Origin of the sequence: Paenibacillus sp. SN-8-1 (assembly GCF_050995535.1) — a bacterium.
GTDB lineage: Bacteria > Bacillota > Bacilli > Paenibacillales > Paenibacillaceae > Fontibacillus.
Genome location: NZ_CP194782.1, coordinates 2,049,689 through 2,065,326 on the forward strand (window position 1 = coordinate 2,049,689; position 15,638 = coordinate 2,065,326).

Genomic DNA, 15,638 nt, shown 5'->3' on the forward strand with positions numbered 1-15,638 from the left:
AAGGCTAACTCTGTTAGGATTTTCAATAATGGAGGTTAATTACCTTAATGTTCCGCTTGGAAAGGGGAGATTGATCATGGACAAGTTACACGTAAGAACATTGGCATCACGCATGATCTCTGCAGTACTGGCCGCCCTGCTGTTCAGTACGTACTTCATTAATTCCGATGCAGCAGCTGCCACTTATTCAAAGGCCGGCGCGACCTCCAAGCAGGCAGAGCTTGCGGCGATGTACGCCAAGATCCAGGCCGATCGTGCAGCCAAGGTGGTAGAACTCGTCAATAAGGAGAGGACGAAGGCGGGATTGTCGACGCTTGTTGTTCATGACAAGCTGAGAGGACTTGCGAAGGATAAGGCTATTGATCTGTACAAGCATAATTATTTCAGCCATACTTCACCTACTTATGGTTCTCCATTCGACATGATGGACGCTTATAACATTACGTTTCGTTACGCGGGCGAGAATATTGCCAAAGGGCAGCAAACTCCGGAGGAAGTAGTTAAGGATTGGATGAACAGCCCAGGTCACCGTAAGAATATTTTGAATCCGCATTATACACTGATCGGTGTCGGGTATTACAATGGACTATGGGTACAAGAATTTATCGGAAAATGAATGAGGGCTGCTTATCCAATTCGGGTAAGCAGATCTTTTTATCTCTACAAGGCTTTCTGGGTTATTGTCTTAAGTTCCTTATGTTGAAGAGATTTCATCATAAGAAAGATACATAGAAATCAACGATGTAAATAATAAAAAAAGCAGCGGATATGTCCGCTGCTTCTTCGGGTACAGTATGGGTTATGCAGGGGTCGAACCTGCGACCTGCCGATTAAGAGTCGGCTGCTCTACCAGCTAAGCTAATAACCCAAAAAATAACTCGGTGAAATTTATTATACTCTTTGTTTTCACAAATGTCTAGTTCTATCCCTATTGAATTTGCAAATTGTAAAAAGGTGATTTATGTTAATTACATAAGTCTAACAAATGTATACTTGAACAAGAAACATCTGACTAATACAGCGGGAGGGTCATTATGAATTCTTCGTCTTGGTTATGGCGAACTATAGGCATATCTTCAGTTCTGGCAACGCTGCTGCTGCTTGCCGGATTTTTGTATGCGGTTAAAGACGTAATCGCACCGGAGACTGGGAATCTGTGGGCAAGTACCCCTAGCGGGAACTTATCAAGCGTAGCTCCAACAACGAATGCCAAGGAATTTAATATCGTATCGCTAGGTGACTCCCTGGCTAAAGGGACCGGAGATGATACAGGTCAAGGGTTTGTGCGTAGAACGCTAAATGAGCTCCAAAAGGACCAGAAGCTTCCGGTTAAGCTTGTGAACAATTTGGGAGTGAACGGGATGACTACAAAAGGACTTCTGCCGACGTTAAGTGAAGAGGGAGTTCAGTACGTGCTAAGGAGCGCAAATGTCATTCTTCTATCCATTGGAGGAAATGACTTGTTCCAGGGGGCCCAGAATGTCCAAACCGGCAAGGCTCTTCCCACTTATAAGGAGTTATCTTCTGAGGTCGAGAAGGCTTCTGTAAGACTGAAGCAAATAGTCGATAAAATTTATGAGATCAATCCAACAGCACAGCTGGTCTATGTGGGCCTCTATAATCCTTTTAACGATTTGAAGGAAATGCGGATTCCTGGGAACCAGGCTGTTACGGATTGGAATATGAGGGCTTCAGAAATACTGAACACCTATGAAAATGGCCGGGTTGTCTCAACCTTTGACATTTTCACGGGAAATACGAATAAATATTTGGCGGATGATCATTTCCATCCGAATGGCGACGGATATCAATATATTGCAGAGCGTATTGTACAGGGACTGCGTTAATAGATCAGGTGAGGAGTGAGAAGTGTTGGTCCATAACAGCCAGGAAGAACGCAGCAGCTTAGAAATCGTGCTCTCCGTAGAGCATTTGCGGAAGAAGATCGGGAAGAAATGGATTATCGATGATGTCACCTTCGACGTAAGAAGCGGTGAGATCTTCGGATTTCTTGGGCCGAATGGGGCTGGGAAGACGACAACGATCCGGATGCTCGTAGATCTTATTAAGCCAACCGAGGGCAAAGTTCAGATCTGCGGCTATGACGTGAATCGTGATCCGGAGCGAGCGTTGGCTTTTGTGGGCTCCATTGTAGAGAACCCAGAGGTCTATCCCTACCTGACGGGATGGGAGAATCTCCAACATTTCGCCCGTATGCAGCCGGGGGTTGATGAGCAGCGGATTCAGGAAGTGGTTGAGATCGTAAGGCTGGATCAGCGAATTCACGATAAGGTGAAGACCTACTCGCTGGGGATGCGTCAGCGCCTTGGAATCGCACAGGCTTTGCTTGGCCGTCCTAAGCTGCTCATACTAGACGAGCCTACGAATGGACTTGATCCCAAGGGAATCAAGGAGCTCCGGGCCTTTATCCGCCGGTTGGCTGAGGAGGGAATGGCTGTGTTCGTATCCAGTCATCTTCTTAGTGAGATTCAGCTGCTCTGCGATCGCGTGGCGATCATAAGCCGCGGCCGGGTGCTTGCCGTAGGCGGCGTAAATGAACTGGTCTCTGGCAATGCCAACTATGTGATATGGCAGCTGAATCCGAGGGCTCGCGGCATTGAGATTTTGAAGAAACAAGGGGCTAAGATCGTAGCTGACCCCCATTCCGTCCTTGATGATACAATCGCCGCAGGTCTGAATGAGGATTCTGTGGTTACCCAGTTCATCGGTGATTCCATTTCCGCTACGGTTCCTATTCTGGTGAACGCAGGGGTTGAGGTACGGGATGTACATAAGATAAATCCTACTCTGGAGCAGCTGTTCCTCGAGATGACAGAAGGTGAATCGATTGAATAGTGTATTGCCGTTAATTAAGAACGAGACGATCAAAATGATGAAGAAGAAAAGGTTCTATGTTGTCATTCTGGTTCTGATTGTGCTCGTCCCGATCTTTGTATATGCCCAGATGAAGATTGCCCAGAATAATCGTGAGAAATTCAATTCGGATTGGCGTCTGGCTGTTCGTCAAGCCATTACGGATAATCAGAATTCTCTCCAAAGCGCCCGTGTGCCCGAGGAGTGGAAGAAATACAGAATTATATATATTCAGCAGATGAAATATTATTTGGAGCATGATGTGAATCCTCAGGAGCCTGGGGGCGTGGGCTTCACACGGCAGTTCATGGATAATGCGGCTACGCTGTTCATTCCTCTTCTGATCATGGCCATTGCCTCGGATATTGTCTCCTCAGAGCGGTCTTCGGGAACGATCAAGATGCTGCTTACAAGACCGGTGCGAAGATGGAAGGTGCTGTTTAGCAAGCTGATTGCTCTGCTTATGTTCGTCTCGTTGATCGTCGTCTCCGCGTTTATCGTAAGCTATCTAATATCCGGACTCGTTTTTGGATATAAAGGATTTAATATTCCGGTGTTCACCGGCTTTAAGCTTAACGGCTCCGATGTAGACCTGTCTGGAGTGCATGCCGTTCCACAATGGGCTTACATCCTGATGCAATGCGGGCTGATCTGGTTCATAAGCATTACGGTCGCGATGCTTGCCTTTATGGTATCCGTATTAGTCCGCAGTACAGCAGCAAGTATTGTAATTATGATGGCTGCTCTGATTGCCGGAACGATTCTAACGAATATGGCGTCTGCCTGGACGAGTGCTAAATATTTGTTCATGGTGAACTTGGACTTAACCAATTACTTGGCAGGTACTCCGGCACCCATTGAAGGTATGACATTAGGATTTTCTTTGACAGTTCTGGCGGTTTGGGCGGCCATATCGCTCATCATTTCATTCACTGTCTTTACGAAACAGGATATATTGAATTAAAATGGACAAGGATAACAAAACATCTGTTTGCATTTTGATTGTTTTTGTTAATACAGTGTGACTTTTGAATGTTCCCTTGGGTATAGGCTATCGATTGAACTCCTTACCTGAGGGATAACTCTTCCGTTCACTGTATACATAAAGCGTAAATAAAGGAGGAGCATGAATGGTCGATCAGATCGATTTGTTTGCCGAAGAACCTGTGGGCAAAGATGGCTCAAAGGGTTACGGGGCAGACGACATTCAAGTGCTCGAAGGGCTAGTCGCAGTCCGTAAGCGGCCAGGTATGTATATTGGGAGTACAAGCTCGTCGGGCCTTCACCATCTCGTATGGGAAATCGTGGATAATGCAGTGGACGAGCATCTCGCCAAATTCTGTTCGCGAATTGACATTACTTTGCACAAGGACGGTTCCATTACCGTATTTGATAACGGGCGGGGGATCCCGACCGGTATGCATAAGACAGGTATTCCGACTCCCCAGGTCGTCTTCACTATTCTCCACGCCGGTGGTAAGTTCGGTGGAGCAGGCTATAAGAAATCCGGGGGTCTCCACGGTGTGGGTGCGTCTGTAACGAACGCATTGTCCGAGTGGCTGGAGGTTGAAATTTTCCGGGAAGGGAAAATTCACAAGCAGCGCTTTGAATATTGGGTGGATAACAAAGGAATTGAACACGTTGGTGAACCAGTTACAGGTCTTGAGGTTCTGGGGAATACGAACCGTACAGGCTCGAAGATTACTTTTAAACCGGACATTCGAGTTTTCCAGGGCGGCATAGCGCTGAATTACGATACCCTCGCGGAACGTTTGCAGGAGATTGCTTTTCTGAATTCGGGCCTGAAAGTGGTTCTGAAGGATGAGCGGTCTGACCGTTCCGACGAGTTTTTTTATGAGGGCGGAGCCAGACAATTCGTTCAGTTCCTGAATGAAGGCAAGGATGTTCTTCATGATGTCATTCATTTTCTCGGCGAGAAGGATGATGTCGAGGTTGAGGTGGCGCTGCAGTACAATGCGGGCTATACCGAGACGCTGGCTTCCTTCGTGAACTCGATTCCGACACGCGGCGGCGGTACGCATGAGACCGGGTTCAAAACCGCCTATACGCGGATTATGAACGATTATGCGCGTAAGAACGGGATGCTCAAGGAGAAGGACAAGAATCTTGAAGGTACAGATCTTCGAGAAGGTATGATGGCCGTTATTAGTGTCAAGATGTCCGATGTTGAATTTGTCGGCCAGACCAAGGATCAGCTGGGCAGCGCCTCTGCGCGAAGCACGGTGGATTCGATCGTATCCGAGCGGATGCAGGTCTACCTGGAGGAGAACCCGCAGGTAGCACAGGTGCTCATTAAGAAGGCGGTTCAGGCTTCCAGAGCGCGGGAAGCGGCTCGCAAAGCGCGTGATGAGATGCGTACCGGCAAGAAGAGAAGTGAAAGCTCTAATCTTGGCGGTAAGCTGACTCCGGCGCAGTCCAAGGATGTGACCCGTACCGAGCTGTTCATCGTTGAGGGTGACTCTGCGGGTGGATCAGCCAAGCAGGGACGCGACTCCAAAACTCAGGCCATTCTGCCGCTGAAGGGCAAACCGATGAATCCCGAGAAAGCGAAGCTGGCAGATATTCTGAAGAATGATGAATACCGTTATATTATTTCTGCAATCGGGGCAGGAATAGGAACTGAATTTGCAGTGGAAGACAGCAATTATTCCAAAATTATCATTATGACGGACGCCGATACGGATGGAGCGCATATCCAGGTGCTTCTGCTTACGTTCTTTTACCGTTATATGAAGCCGCTGATTGATGCCGGACGAGTCTATATTGCCCAGCCGCCGCTCTACAAGATTACACGCAGATCAGGCAAGCTGGAGACAGCTAGATATGCCTGGACGGATGAACAGCTGCAGAATTATCTCAAGGAATTCGGGAAGAACTTTGAGCTTCAGCGCTATAAAGGTCTTGGAGAGATGAATCCTGAGCAGCTGTGGGAGACGACCATGAATCCCGAGACCCGCAATCTGCTGCAGGTTCAAATCGAGGATACCGCCAAGGCGGAACGGCGTGTCTCCACATTGATGGGCGATAAAGTTGATCCGCGTAAACGGTGGATTGTGGAGAATGTGGACTTCACAGAGTTTGAGGAATAGAAGGTGAATGAATGAGCTCGCTTGAGAATTTTTTGCCCGCTTATTTGGAAGAGGTTGTTGGAGACCGCTTCGGGCGGTATTCCAAATACATTATTCAAGACCGCGCTATCCCTGACGTACGGGATGGTCTGAAGCCGGTACAGCGGCGTATTCTATACGCGATGTACGATTCGGGCAATACGCCGGATAAGCCTTACCGTAAGTCGGCTAAGACCGTCGGAGACGTTATGGGTAACTACCATCCGCATGGAGATTCTTCGATCTACGAGGGAATGGTCCGCATGGCTCAGCCATGGAAGATGGGTCATGTCCTGGTCGATGGCCACGGGAACTGGGGCTCTCAGGATGACGACCCGGCTGCAGCGATGCGTTATACGGAAGCCCGGTTGTCTCCGATCGCAATGGAGCTTCTTCGAGATATAGAGAAACGCACAGTTTTGTTCAAAGATAATTTTGATAACACGACCAAAGAGCCGGTGGTTCTTCCTTCACGTTATCCGAATTTGCTGGTCAACGGAGTAAGCGGCATTTCGTCCGGCTTCGCAACAGAGATTCCAACGCATAATCTGCGGGAAATTATTGATGCTTGTATAGCTCTGATGGAGAAGCCGCAGATTGAACTGGATGAGATTATGTCTTATGTTAAAGGTCCTGATTTCCCAACAGGGGGAACAATCATGGGCGAGAACGGGATTCGGGATGCGTATCAGACGGGTAAAGGTAAGATTTATATCCGTGCCAAGACGGAGATTGAATCTCTTCGCGGCGGTAAGCAGCAGATTGTGATTACCGAGATACCCTATCAGATTGTCAAATCCCGTCTGGTCACTTCCATGGAGAACATCCGTCTTGAGAAGAAGGTTGAAGGCATTGCCGAGGTTCGTGATGAGAGCGGACGCGCCGGCCTTCGTATTGTTGTTGAACTCAAGAAGGAAGCCGACGCACAAGGAATATTAGCCTACTTGTTCAAGAAGACAGACCTTCAAGTTACTTATAACTTTAATATGGTCGCTATCGTGAACAAAACACCGAAGCAGCTTGGGATTAAAGCAATGCTTGAAGCCTATATCGCTCATCAGCGTGAAGTGGTTACCTTCCGTACGAAATATGAGCTGGAGAAGGCGGAGGACCGTGCACACGTGCTGGAAGGTCTAGTTAAGGCCCTCAACATTCTGGATGAAGTGATCGCTGCGATCAAAGCCTCCAAGAATCGGCAGGATGCGCAGAACAACCTCCAGTGGATGTTCGGCTTCACTGAACGCCAGGCAGATGCGATCCTAACGCTTCAGCTGTACCGACTGACGAACCTGGAGATCACTTCCCTGCAAAAAGATCTGGATGACCTGCAGAAGAAGATTAACTCCTTAAGAGCCATTCTGGAGAGCGATAAAAAGCTGACGAATGTAATCAAGAAAGAGCTTCTTGAAATCCGTGAGAAATATGGGATTGACCGCAGATCTGAGATTCAGGGTGAGGTGGAAGAGCTCAAAGTTAATCTTGAGGTGCTCGTTACCCAAGAGGATGTGCTTGTTACTTTATCCGGTGAAGGATATATCAAACGGACAAGCATGCTCTCCTTCACACGTTCCGGTGGAGAACGGGAAGGATCGGGTGTTAAGGAAGGGGATTACATCAAGCATATCCTTGATGTGAATACTTTGGAGAATCTGCTCATCTTCACCCAGCGGGGACAGTACTTCCTGCTTCCTGTTCATCAGGTGCCTGAGTTCAAGTGGAAGGATAACGGTACAGCGATTGTGAATGTTATTCCACTGACGAAGGAAGATCGGATCGTGAGTGTCATTCCGGTCAAGAACTTTGAGGACGAAGCAAGCCTTGTGTTCGTAACGAAGCGGGGACAGGTGAAGCGAACAGAGCTGAAGGAATATCAATCCAAGCGCTCCGGAGCAATTGCTGCGGCAAAAGTGGGGCCAGAGGATTCGGTGATATCGGTCACGCTGAGCCGAAATGTACAAGATATTTTCCTGATCAGCAAGCTGGGGATGGCGATTCGCTTTAATGAGAAAGAAGTGAGTTCCATGGGCAGAGTATCCGGGGGTGTCCGGGGTATTCAGCTTCGCGAAGATGATGAAGTAGCCGCTGCCTTTTGGGTTGAAGGTGAAGAAGGGGAAGTTCTCGTCATATCTGATCTTGGATATGCGAAGAGGTCCTTACTGCTTGACTACCCTACACAGAGCCGTGGAGGCAAAGGAATACAGTCGTTTGAATTCAAAGAAGGCAAGCGTGTGAAGCCTAATGGCAGCCGGATCGCTGGCGCCTATTTCTGCAAAGAACCTTTACAAATTACTGCGGTTATCAAAGACGGCAAGACGTTCACGTTTAACTCTGAACAAGCACCCATCATGGATCGCAAAGCCATCGGCAAGGCGATGAGTCAATTGGATAAAAACGATGAAATTGTAGATCTCCTTGTCAACAAGTCTTAACTTAGACAAACCTTCTCAGCCACATTATATGGCTGGGAGGGTTTTTTTTGGTTGGAATTAAAGGGGGATTAGGGTCCTGCCATGCTGCACATTCGGGTAGCAGCTTACTCATCTAAAACTTAATCCGGAAATTTTTGGAGAAAATTGGGCCTGCACGGAAGGAAAATGCGCCTTGGTGGCGAAAGTTTATCTGATGAAGTAATACATGAGCGAACTTGAGATTTGTTGATAATGGGGGGATTTAATGTACACGCAGGATTTCGCCCGCTTGTGGGCTAAGCTAACCAAGAACTACCAGATGCATATGGAGTCAGAGCTTTCGCCTTCACTCACTGAAGCTCAGCTCTCCGTATTGGAGCTTCTGGAGGAACGCAAGAAGATGAAGCCATCTGATTTGATTCCTTATCTGGCAACCACTCCGGCCGCCGTAACGATGCTTCTGGATCGGATGGAGAAGGCGGGGCTCATCACAAGAGAGAGAGATCTGGAAGACCGAAGAATTGTATGGATCTCCATCACAGATAAGGGGAGAGAAGAGACGAACCGGGGACTCCAGATTCGTAATGACTTCCTCGGCAATGTCCTGGATCAGATATCCTCCCATAATCAGCAGCTGCTGATCTTCCTGCTGGGCAAGATTACGTCGTCCAATGAGACTGTATTGAACAAAGAAAGAGCTTAGGCCGGCTGGCTTAAGCTCTTTCTACATCAATGATAATAGACGAATGTTCTAGAACGATCTGGCTGCTTGATCATACAGGGATCTGGGCCAATGACTCCATGGGAATTCATCAGGAGGCGTCGAAACCAGCGTAACAGGTTCCTTCGTAATCGGGTGAGGAAAGCCTACATAAGCGGACCAGAGAGCCAGCTGTTGACCAGGCTTGTTAACTTTGGCCCCATACTTCTGATCACCGTATAGTGGACAGCCCATATGACTTAACTGCACACGGATCTGGTGAGATCTGCCTGTCAGCAGTTCCACCTGAATCAGGCTCAGCCCATTTGTTAGTTGACCAAGCACTCTATAATCCAGAATGGCATGTTTGCCTCCAGAGGTCCCTTTAGGAACGACACGGACTGTATTCGTCCGTTCATCTTTAAGTAGGGTGTCCTCCAGGCGGCCTGAGGAGTCTGCTGGAGAGCCATGAACTACCGCCAGGTAGGTCTTGTTAAAAGAGCGGCTCCGGACAGCTTCCGACAGTCTTGATGCTGCCTTGGAAGTTTTGGCGAAGATCATGGCTCCTCCCACAGGCCGGTCGAGCCGATGAACAAGACCGAGATATACGTTGCCAGGCTTCTGATAACGTTCCTTAAGATCCTTCTTGAGAATAGTAAGGAGATCCGGATCGCCCGAGGCATCTTCCTGGGACAATACATTAACCGGCTTAATTATCCCTAGAAGGTGATTATCTTCATATAGGATGGGGATGGTTGAATGCTCATTAGCACACATGGGGAGCTATTCCTCCCATCGTCCCAATATTCCGCATGGCAGATTGAGTCCTGAACGGGTAATCGGAAGGCCTAGCTCACCTGAGGAGATGCGTCCGCCGAATCTTTTCTTCACCGTCATATTCAGGATGTTGGTGAGTACCGTTGGAGAGATTCCTGTCGTATAAGAGTTGATCAGCATAAATAAAGGTTGGTCCGACAGAATAGAGAGACAGGATTCCACGAAAGGATAAAGACTCGTTTCGAGCTTCCACATCTCGCCACCAGGCCCGCGCCCGTAAGAAGGAGGGTCCATAATAATCGCATCATAACGGCTGCCGCGGCGCTGCTCACGCTGCACGAATTTAAATACATCATCGGTGATGAAGCGAACGGGGCGGTCGCCGAGTCCGGATAATTGAAGATTCTCTTTAGCCCACTGCACCATGCCCTTGGCTGCATCGACATGGACTACGGAAGCACCCGCGGACGCGGCTGCAACCGAGGCTCCTCCTGTATAGGCAAATAGATTCAGCACGTTGATCGGCCGTCCAGCATTCGCGATCTTGTCCATCATCCAGCTCCAGTTGGCAGCCTGCTCAGGGAATAACCCGGTATGCTTGAAATTCGTAGGTTTAATATGAAATTTCAACTTGTCGTAAGAAATCGTCCAGCGCTCAGGGAGCTTCTTCTTCATTTCCCATTCGCCGCCGCCTGACGAGCTCCGATGATAATGGCCATGAACCTCCCGCCACTCATGATTCTCCTGCTGGATCGGCCAGATAATCTGTGGATCAGGGCGGCGGAGAATCACATCTCCCCAGCGTTCAAGCTTTTCGCCGTTGCCGGTATCAATTACTTCATAGTCTTTCCAATCATTCGCGATATACATTTACATACTCCATCCTTCGGTAAAATTCATTTAGACTTTATTGTACCTTATTATGCGTATATGCTGCCATATTATTGAGAGAGAAAGGGTCAAGTAATCGGTAGTAATCCTGAATCTCGGTAATTTGAAAGCCCACAGCCTCATACAGTTTCATGGCTGCCGGATTGTTCAACGCCACCTCCAGTCGCAGGCTGCGGCCTGATAAGGTCTCCTGATGGATCAACTGCTGAAGAGTATCTCTTGCGTGTCCCTGTCTTCGATATTCCGGGTAAATGGCTAGTCCATATATCCAGCTGATCTCAGCTTCATGTACAATTCGAACCTTGCCTGCAGTTCGTCCACTTGCTTCTATGATATATGTGACGGAATCCGGTGCATCAATCGTCGCTTCATAATATTGCTCAGCCGCGTACTTGGAATAATCGAAGCAGAGCTCGTCCAGCCTAATTAAATCCGCCCGGTCTGAGTGTGACGCAGGCCGCAGGGCAGCTGAGGAGGGAAGAGGGGCTATAGAATGCTCGTTACGGCATAGGTAAGTCATTTGATATTCTGAAAAAGCAAACTGGACGTCAAGAGACTTTAACAGCTCTTTTGCCGACAACGAGTTTGCTGGCGCATTTAATAATATTTCCTTTAGACCTTCCCTTCTTTCTCTAGGAAGTGCTTGTTCCAGCATGGAAGAGAAGAGGCCTTGGCGCCGATAATCCGGATGAACCATCCCGCACAGCTCGATTTTTTTGCCAAAGCAGTACAGACCAAGATATCCGACAATTCTGCCGTTACGAGCAACAATATAGTCATCATGCTGTTCAGGTGTGCGGGTTCGTAACATATCCCAATTAAGTTTCAAGTGGATGCCGTCATGAAGATTGCAGACCTGTTCCAATTCTGCAATTTGGCTCCACTGTGTGTTTGTAATCATACTATCTCCCCCTGGAAAATCTCGTTGCCCGGTAATACCTTGATTTTAACGGATTGAACTGAGCGGGCACAGCCAATTTATGGATGAGAGGCAAGTGTATGAGTTGACAAGTATCTCGCTCAGGCGTAGTTTGGAAATAATGAAGACAAGGAGCAGGAGGGTTCAGTAAATGGAACATATTATTGAGATGAAGGATGTCTCTTGGCGTAGAGACGGTAAATCTGTGCTGAAAGGCGTTAATTGGACGGTTTCTAAGGGAGAGAACTGGGCTCTTCTGGGGCTGAATGGTTCAGGCAAAACGACCTTGTTAAATATGCTGAACGGATATATTTGGCCTACACAAGGCGAGATTTCGGTGTTGGGTCACAGGTTTGGCGATGTGGATATCCGGGAGCTCCGAAGATCAATTGGATGGGTTAGCTCATCACTTCAAGAGAAGCTGTATGGAAATGACAAAGCCGAGGATTTGGTGGTCAGCGGCAAGTATGCAACCATAGGTCTGTATGAAAAGCCGTCGGAAGAGGATTATACCCGGGCCAGACAGCTCATGGAGCAGCTGAGATGTTCCCATTTAATGAATCGTACTTATCAGACCTGTTCGCAAGGGGAAAAGCAGAAGCTGCTCATAGCGCGTGCTTTAATGGGAGCTCCAAAGCTTCTGATCCTGGATGAAGCCGCGAACGGACTTGATTTCATCTCCAAGGAAAGCTTGCTGGATAGTATAGAAGAGCTGTCGAAGCAGCCGGATGCGCCGCATCTCCTGTATGTCACCCATCATACGGAAGAGATTCTTCCGATCTTCAGCAAGACACTGTTGATTCGCAGGGGCGAAGTATTCGCATCTGGTTATACAAAGGAAGTGCTGGAGAATGAGAGCTTGTCTGAATTCTTCGAAATGCCGGTACATGTATTATGGAATCAAGACAGGGCTTGGCTGTCGAAAAAATAAGAAATTTTTACTTAATCTGCCACCTTCTCTGGACTCCTACGTACTATTGGATAAGTATGCTTTTATTTAAAAGCGTAATGAAACCAATAGACCATTGGAGGGATATCTGTGAATCCAGAGACAGAACCAAAGAAGAGAGCAGGTAATCTAAGAGTAGGGATCGCTGCCATTATCATTGCTATTGCAGCGATTATCGTGGGAGCTAATTCGTACGCTACCGTTACTTATGGACATGTAGGACTGTACAAGACGTTTGGGAAGCTGAATGACAACGTCCTATCACCGGGAATTCATTTGAAAATTCCGTTTGTTCAGTCGATTATTGAGGTCAATGTTCAAGTAAGCAAAGCAGAAACCGATACGACCGCGTCCTCCAAGGACTTACAGCCGGTCTCCACACATGTTGCCGTTAACTTTTCTGTGAACAAAGATTCGGTATATAACCTGATGAACAATATCGGGGGCAATTTCGATCAGGTGATTATTAATCCGGCAATCCAGGAGATTGTGAAGGAAGTTACCGCAAGATATCCGGCTGAGGACTTGATTGCGAAGCGGGATGTGGTGGCAGGCGAGATTAGTGAGCACCTGACCAAGCGGCTCTCGAAATATGATCTGGTCGTGAATGATATTAACATCGTTAACTTTAAGTTCTCCGAAGCGTTCAATCAATCGATTGAAGCGAAGCAGGTTGCTCAGCAGCAGGCACTGAAAGCTGAGAATGATCTTAAGAGAATTGAAATTGAAGCGAAGCAGAAGATTGCCCAGGCTCAAGCGGAAGCGCAATCTTTGAAGCTTAAGAAGCAAGAAGTCACACCTGAGCTGGTTCAACTGAAGCAGATCGAGATTCAAGAGAAGGCTATCGATAAATGGAATGGTCAGATGCCGCAGGTTACAGGCGGGGCAACCCCGTTTATTGATGTTAACTCGCTGAGCGGTAAGTAAAACAAGCATAAGGACAGTTATTACTAGGGCGAAGCAATTGCTTCGTCCTTTTTTTGTGTATAGCAAAGTTCTCTATCAGAATATATTATTGACCAGCTATTATAAAGCGATATAAATTTCTATAAAAACTTTAAAAATGTACCAAATATTGTTATGGTTATATTTGTAATTATTATACATTGAGAGGAGGTACGACTAGTGAAAGCTAAAGTGTTAATGTTATCAATTCTGGTCATAGCACTGGTAGTAATCGCAATAGCCACTTTTCCAATAGCGCTTAAACATGGTGAAACCCGCAAGGCATCTTTAAATACTAGTACAAAAACAGATAAGCCCAATTATGGTCTTATACCTGGGTTTTTTGGGGGCCCAGCGATCGGTCCAGATGGTACTTCTAATTCGGGCTTTCCAGTGGCTGGTGGGTATGGCTATGTGAAGATATACTTCAAAAATAATGCTAGCTCTCCTGTCAAAGTAGTGGTTACACATGATAAAACTAATCAAACATATGTCGCAAAAAAAATTCCCGGAAAAGGATCATACACTTGGTTAAGTACGGATGATCATCCTCAAGGCGTGCGAGCTGGAAAATATACAGTACTTTTTAGAGGTGGCGGCGATGGAACGGAACCAGTGGATGTATCGTGGAGAGGTTTTACAACGGATTATCGACCATTTTTCTCTCTAAAATTATAAGAATACTACCATAAATTTGCCTGAGAAGAGCCGCAGCTTCGTTGTACGGCTCTATATTTATGATCATCCCGAATTGCTTGGCGGTACGGAAATCTATCATACGCCAAATTCGGGAAAAATATGATACGACTTTGACTGCTGAAAAAGGGAGTAAGGTTACAGTATTCAATAAGTAAAATAAGTATGAAGGGTATGTGTAGAATGCTGAATACTTTAAGGTACATATGGCGTAATCCCGGAAGGAGCATCCCTTTAATTTTGGTGGTTGTTCTTTCTATTATTATTTCAGCTAGTGTTGGGACTCTCATCAGATCCATTATTAAAGATGGATATGCAAGTATTGCTTGGAATAAACCGTTTGTTGCTTTGTATTCTATTGGTGAAAATGTACCCCAAAGTGTTATCCAACAGATGTTAGATAATGAGGGTTATGAATATCATATTATTCCTTTTGTGACAAGTAATTTGAACACACCTTCCGTTACAGGCTCAGTGCCTAGAAGAGTATTAGGGATGTCTATTGATAATATAGAGAAGACTTTGGAGTTGGAGGGGTGGCATCTAAAATCAGGGAGAATCCCAAAGGATGCTGCCAATGAAATATTGGTCAGTAATATTGTCGCTAAATCTTTGAATGTTGAAGTTGGAAATAGAATAGGAGCGGAGCACAATCTGGGACCAGTTCCAGGTTCCCTGGAGGTGGTTGGAATACTAGATTCTGATGCAGAAATAGCGCTCATGCCATATTCAACTTTAACCAAAATAAAGGATTTACCAACGACAGACAATGGATATTATTTACTGTACTCCGAAGCTACAACTTCACAGGAAATCAATGAACATGTACAGAATATGTTTAAAAAAGTGCCGGAATTAAATATCGAGGCGGAGGATTATTCTGACGTCGCAAAGGATAAAGAATAGGGACTAACAAATCTGAGATATATGGGTTTCTCATTTAACGTATTGACGGCGATTTTGCTGGCGATATCCCTAATCTTTTTAACAATGGTGTATATCATTCAGCGGCTTTCAGAGTTTGCTACAAAATATGTACTTGGATGGACTGCAAACCGGATCATTGGATCCTTTGTGCTGGAAATGGCCATTACTGCTATTTTAGGATGGATGATTGGATTACTTGGGTACGTCCTCATCTTAAATGTTTTATCACCAATGTTCGTTAATGTTGGGTTAATCGTGGATAGTTCGATTATTGGAGTACTTCCATGGACATTGCCGCTTCCCATTACTTTAATTATTGCTTCATATTTGATTTCAGCAAAAAAACTTAGTCGCAAAGAGGTAGTTAGAATATTTGATGTTTAGTTGCTTGTTCAAATGTTATAAACTGTAAAAATTGAATTTC

At 46.5% G+C, this 15,638-nt stretch carries 15 protein-coding genes and 1 tRNA gene; 12 read left to right on the forward strand and 4 right to left on the reverse strand.

Annotated features, from left to right (window positions below):
• Positions 1-76: 76 nt before the first annotated feature.
• A complete protein-coding gene (locus ACRRNK_RS09660; protein ID WP_433946517.1) occupies positions 77-616 on the forward strand; it encodes a CAP domain-containing protein in 540 nt (179 codons plus the stop codon).
• A 179-nt stretch (positions 617-795) separates the two neighbouring features.
• Here ACRRNK_RS09660 and ACRRNK_RS09665 read toward each other — a convergent pair.
• Positions 796-868 (reverse strand) — tRNA-Lys (locus ACRRNK_RS09665).
• A gap of 166 nt (positions 869-1,034) precedes the next feature.
• On the opposite strand from ACRRNK_RS09665, the gene ACRRNK_RS09670 reads away from it, so the two are divergent.
• The 6 genes from ACRRNK_RS09670 to ACRRNK_RS09695 all read left to right on the forward strand — a co-directional run bounded on the left by ACRRNK_RS09670 (position 1,035) and on the right by ACRRNK_RS09695 (position 9,113).
• Positions 1,035-1,847 carry a GDSL-type esterase/lipase family protein gene (locus ACRRNK_RS09670; protein ID WP_433946518.1) on the forward strand — a complete coding sequence of 271 codons (813 nt, stop codon included), beginning with the start codon at positions 1,035-1,037 and terminating at the stop codon, positions 1,845-1,847.
• A gap of 22 nt (positions 1,848-1,869) precedes the next feature.
• Positions 1,870-2,856, forward strand: coding sequence for an ABC transporter ATP-binding protein (locus tag ACRRNK_RS09675; RefSeq protein ID WP_433946519.1), 987 nt, complete (start codon positions 1,870-1,872; stop codon positions 2,854-2,856).
• Positions 2,849-3,838 carry an ABC transporter permease gene (locus ACRRNK_RS09680; protein ID WP_433946520.1) on the forward strand — a complete coding sequence of 330 codons (990 nt, stop codon included), beginning with the start codon at positions 2,849-2,851 and terminating at the stop codon, positions 3,836-3,838. Before ACRRNK_RS09675 ends, ACRRNK_RS09680 begins: the two co-directional genes overlap by 8 nt.
• A 166-nt stretch (positions 3,839-4,004) precedes the next feature.
• Positions 4,005-5,984, forward strand: a complete 1,980-nt coding sequence (gene parE, locus ACRRNK_RS09685) for a DNA topoisomerase IV subunit B (protein WP_433946521.1) — start codon at positions 4,005-4,007, stop codon at positions 5,982-5,984.
• Positions 5,985-5,995: 11 nt separating this feature from the next.
• Positions 5,996-8,431, forward strand: a complete 2,436-nt coding sequence (gene gyrA, locus ACRRNK_RS09690; RefSeq protein WP_433946522.1) for a DNA gyrase subunit A — start codon at positions 5,996-5,998, stop codon at positions 8,429-8,431.
• 244 nt (positions 8,432-8,675) lie between these two features.
• Complete coding sequence (locus ACRRNK_RS09695) at positions 8,676-9,113, forward strand: MarR family winged helix-turn-helix transcriptional regulator (RefSeq protein ID WP_433946523.1); 438 nt, start codon at positions 8,676-8,678, stop codon at positions 9,111-9,113.
• A gap of 48 nt (positions 9,114-9,161) precedes the next feature.
• On the opposite strand, the gene ACRRNK_RS09700 is transcribed toward ACRRNK_RS09695, so the two are convergent.
• From ACRRNK_RS09700 to ACRRNK_RS09710, 3 genes are read right to left on the reverse strand one after another with little or no spacing between them, the layout of a single operon-like run.
• Positions 9,162-9,887 carry an RluA family pseudouridine synthase gene (locus tag ACRRNK_RS09700; protein WP_433946524.1) on the reverse strand — a complete coding sequence of 242 codons (726 nt, stop codon included), beginning with the start codon at positions 9,885-9,887 and terminating at the stop codon, positions 9,162-9,164.
• A gap of 6 nt (positions 9,888-9,893) precedes the next feature.
• Positions 9,894-10,757: a class I SAM-dependent methyltransferase gene (locus ACRRNK_RS09705; RefSeq protein WP_433946525.1), complete on the reverse strand. Its 864-nt coding sequence runs from the start codon at positions 10,755-10,757 to the stop codon at positions 9,894-9,896.
• A 37-nt stretch (positions 10,758-10,794) separates the two neighbouring features.
• Entirely contained in the window at positions 10,795-11,679 is an 885-nt protein-coding gene (locus ACRRNK_RS09710) for a GNAT family N-acetyltransferase (protein WP_433946526.1), read from the reverse strand.
• Positions 11,680-11,848: 169 nt separating this feature from the next.
• Between ACRRNK_RS09710 and ACRRNK_RS09715 the strand changes: the two genes are divergently transcribed.
• The 5 genes from ACRRNK_RS09715 to ACRRNK_RS09735 all read left to right on the forward strand — a co-directional run bounded on the left by ACRRNK_RS09715 (position 11,849) and on the right by ACRRNK_RS09735 (position 15,598).
• On the forward strand, positions 11,849-12,628 hold the full coding sequence (locus ACRRNK_RS09715) for an ABC transporter ATP-binding protein (protein ID WP_433946527.1): 780 nt from the start codon (positions 11,849-11,851) through the stop codon (positions 12,626-12,628).
• A gap of 108 nt (positions 12,629-12,736) precedes the next feature.
• A complete protein-coding gene (locus ACRRNK_RS09720; RefSeq protein WP_433946528.1) occupies positions 12,737-13,573 on the forward strand; it encodes a prohibitin family protein in 837 nt (278 codons plus the stop codon).
• Between the two features lie 198 nt (positions 13,574-13,771).
• Positions 13,772-14,269 (forward strand): hypothetical protein, encoded by a 498-nt coding sequence (locus ACRRNK_RS09725; protein ID WP_433946529.1) that lies wholly within the window; start codon positions 13,772-13,774, stop codon positions 14,267-14,269.
• A gap of 201 nt (positions 14,270-14,470) precedes the next feature.
• Positions 14,471-15,193, forward strand: a complete 723-nt coding sequence (locus ACRRNK_RS09730; protein WP_433946530.1) for a hypothetical protein — start codon at positions 14,471-14,473, stop codon at positions 15,191-15,193.
• Between the two features lie 42 nt (positions 15,194-15,235).
• Complete coding sequence (locus tag ACRRNK_RS09735; RefSeq protein WP_433946531.1) at positions 15,236-15,598, forward strand: FtsX-like permease family protein; 363 nt, start codon at positions 15,236-15,238, stop codon at positions 15,596-15,598.
• Positions 15,599-15,638: the final 40 nt, after the last annotated feature.

What these genes read in the sequence shown, in the direction of transcription:
- ACRRNK_RS09660 (WP_433946517.1), top strand. Translation starts at nt 77, where the DNA reads ATGGACAAGTTACACGTAAGAACATTGGCATCACGCATGATCTCTGCA.
- ACRRNK_RS09670 (WP_433946518.1), top strand. Translation starts at nt 1,035, where the DNA reads ATGAATTCTTCGTCTTGGTTATGGCGAACTATAGGCATATCTTCAGTT.
- parE (WP_433946521.1), top strand. Translation starts at nt 4,005, where the DNA reads ATGGTCGATCAGATCGATTTGTTTGCCGAAGAACCTGTGGGCAAAGAT.
- gyrA (WP_433946522.1), top strand. Translation starts at nt 5,996, where the DNA reads ATGAGCTCGCTTGAGAATTTTTTGCCCGCTTATTTGGAAGAGGTTGTT.
- ACRRNK_RS09695 (WP_433946523.1), top strand. Translation starts at nt 8,676, where the DNA reads ATGTACACGCAGGATTTCGCCCGCTTGTGGGCTAAGCTAACCAAGAAC.
- ACRRNK_RS09700 (WP_433946524.1), bottom strand. Translation starts at nt 9,887, where the DNA reads ATGTGTGCTAATGAGCATTCAACCATCCCCATCCTATATGAAGATAAT.
- ACRRNK_RS09705 (WP_433946525.1), bottom strand. Translation starts at nt 10,757, where the DNA reads ATGTATATCGCGAATGATTGGAAAGACTATGAAGTAATTGATACCGGC.
- ACRRNK_RS09710 (WP_433946526.1), bottom strand. Translation starts at nt 11,679, where the DNA reads ATGATTACAAACACACAGTGGAGCCAAATTGCAGAATTGGAACAGGTC.
- ACRRNK_RS09715 (WP_433946527.1), top strand. Translation starts at nt 11,849, where the DNA reads ATGGAACATATTATTGAGATGAAGGATGTCTCTTGGCGTAGAGACGGT.
- ACRRNK_RS09730 (WP_433946530.1), top strand. Translation starts at nt 14,471, where the DNA reads ATGCTGAATACTTTAAGGTACATATGGCGTAATCCCGGAAGGAGCATC.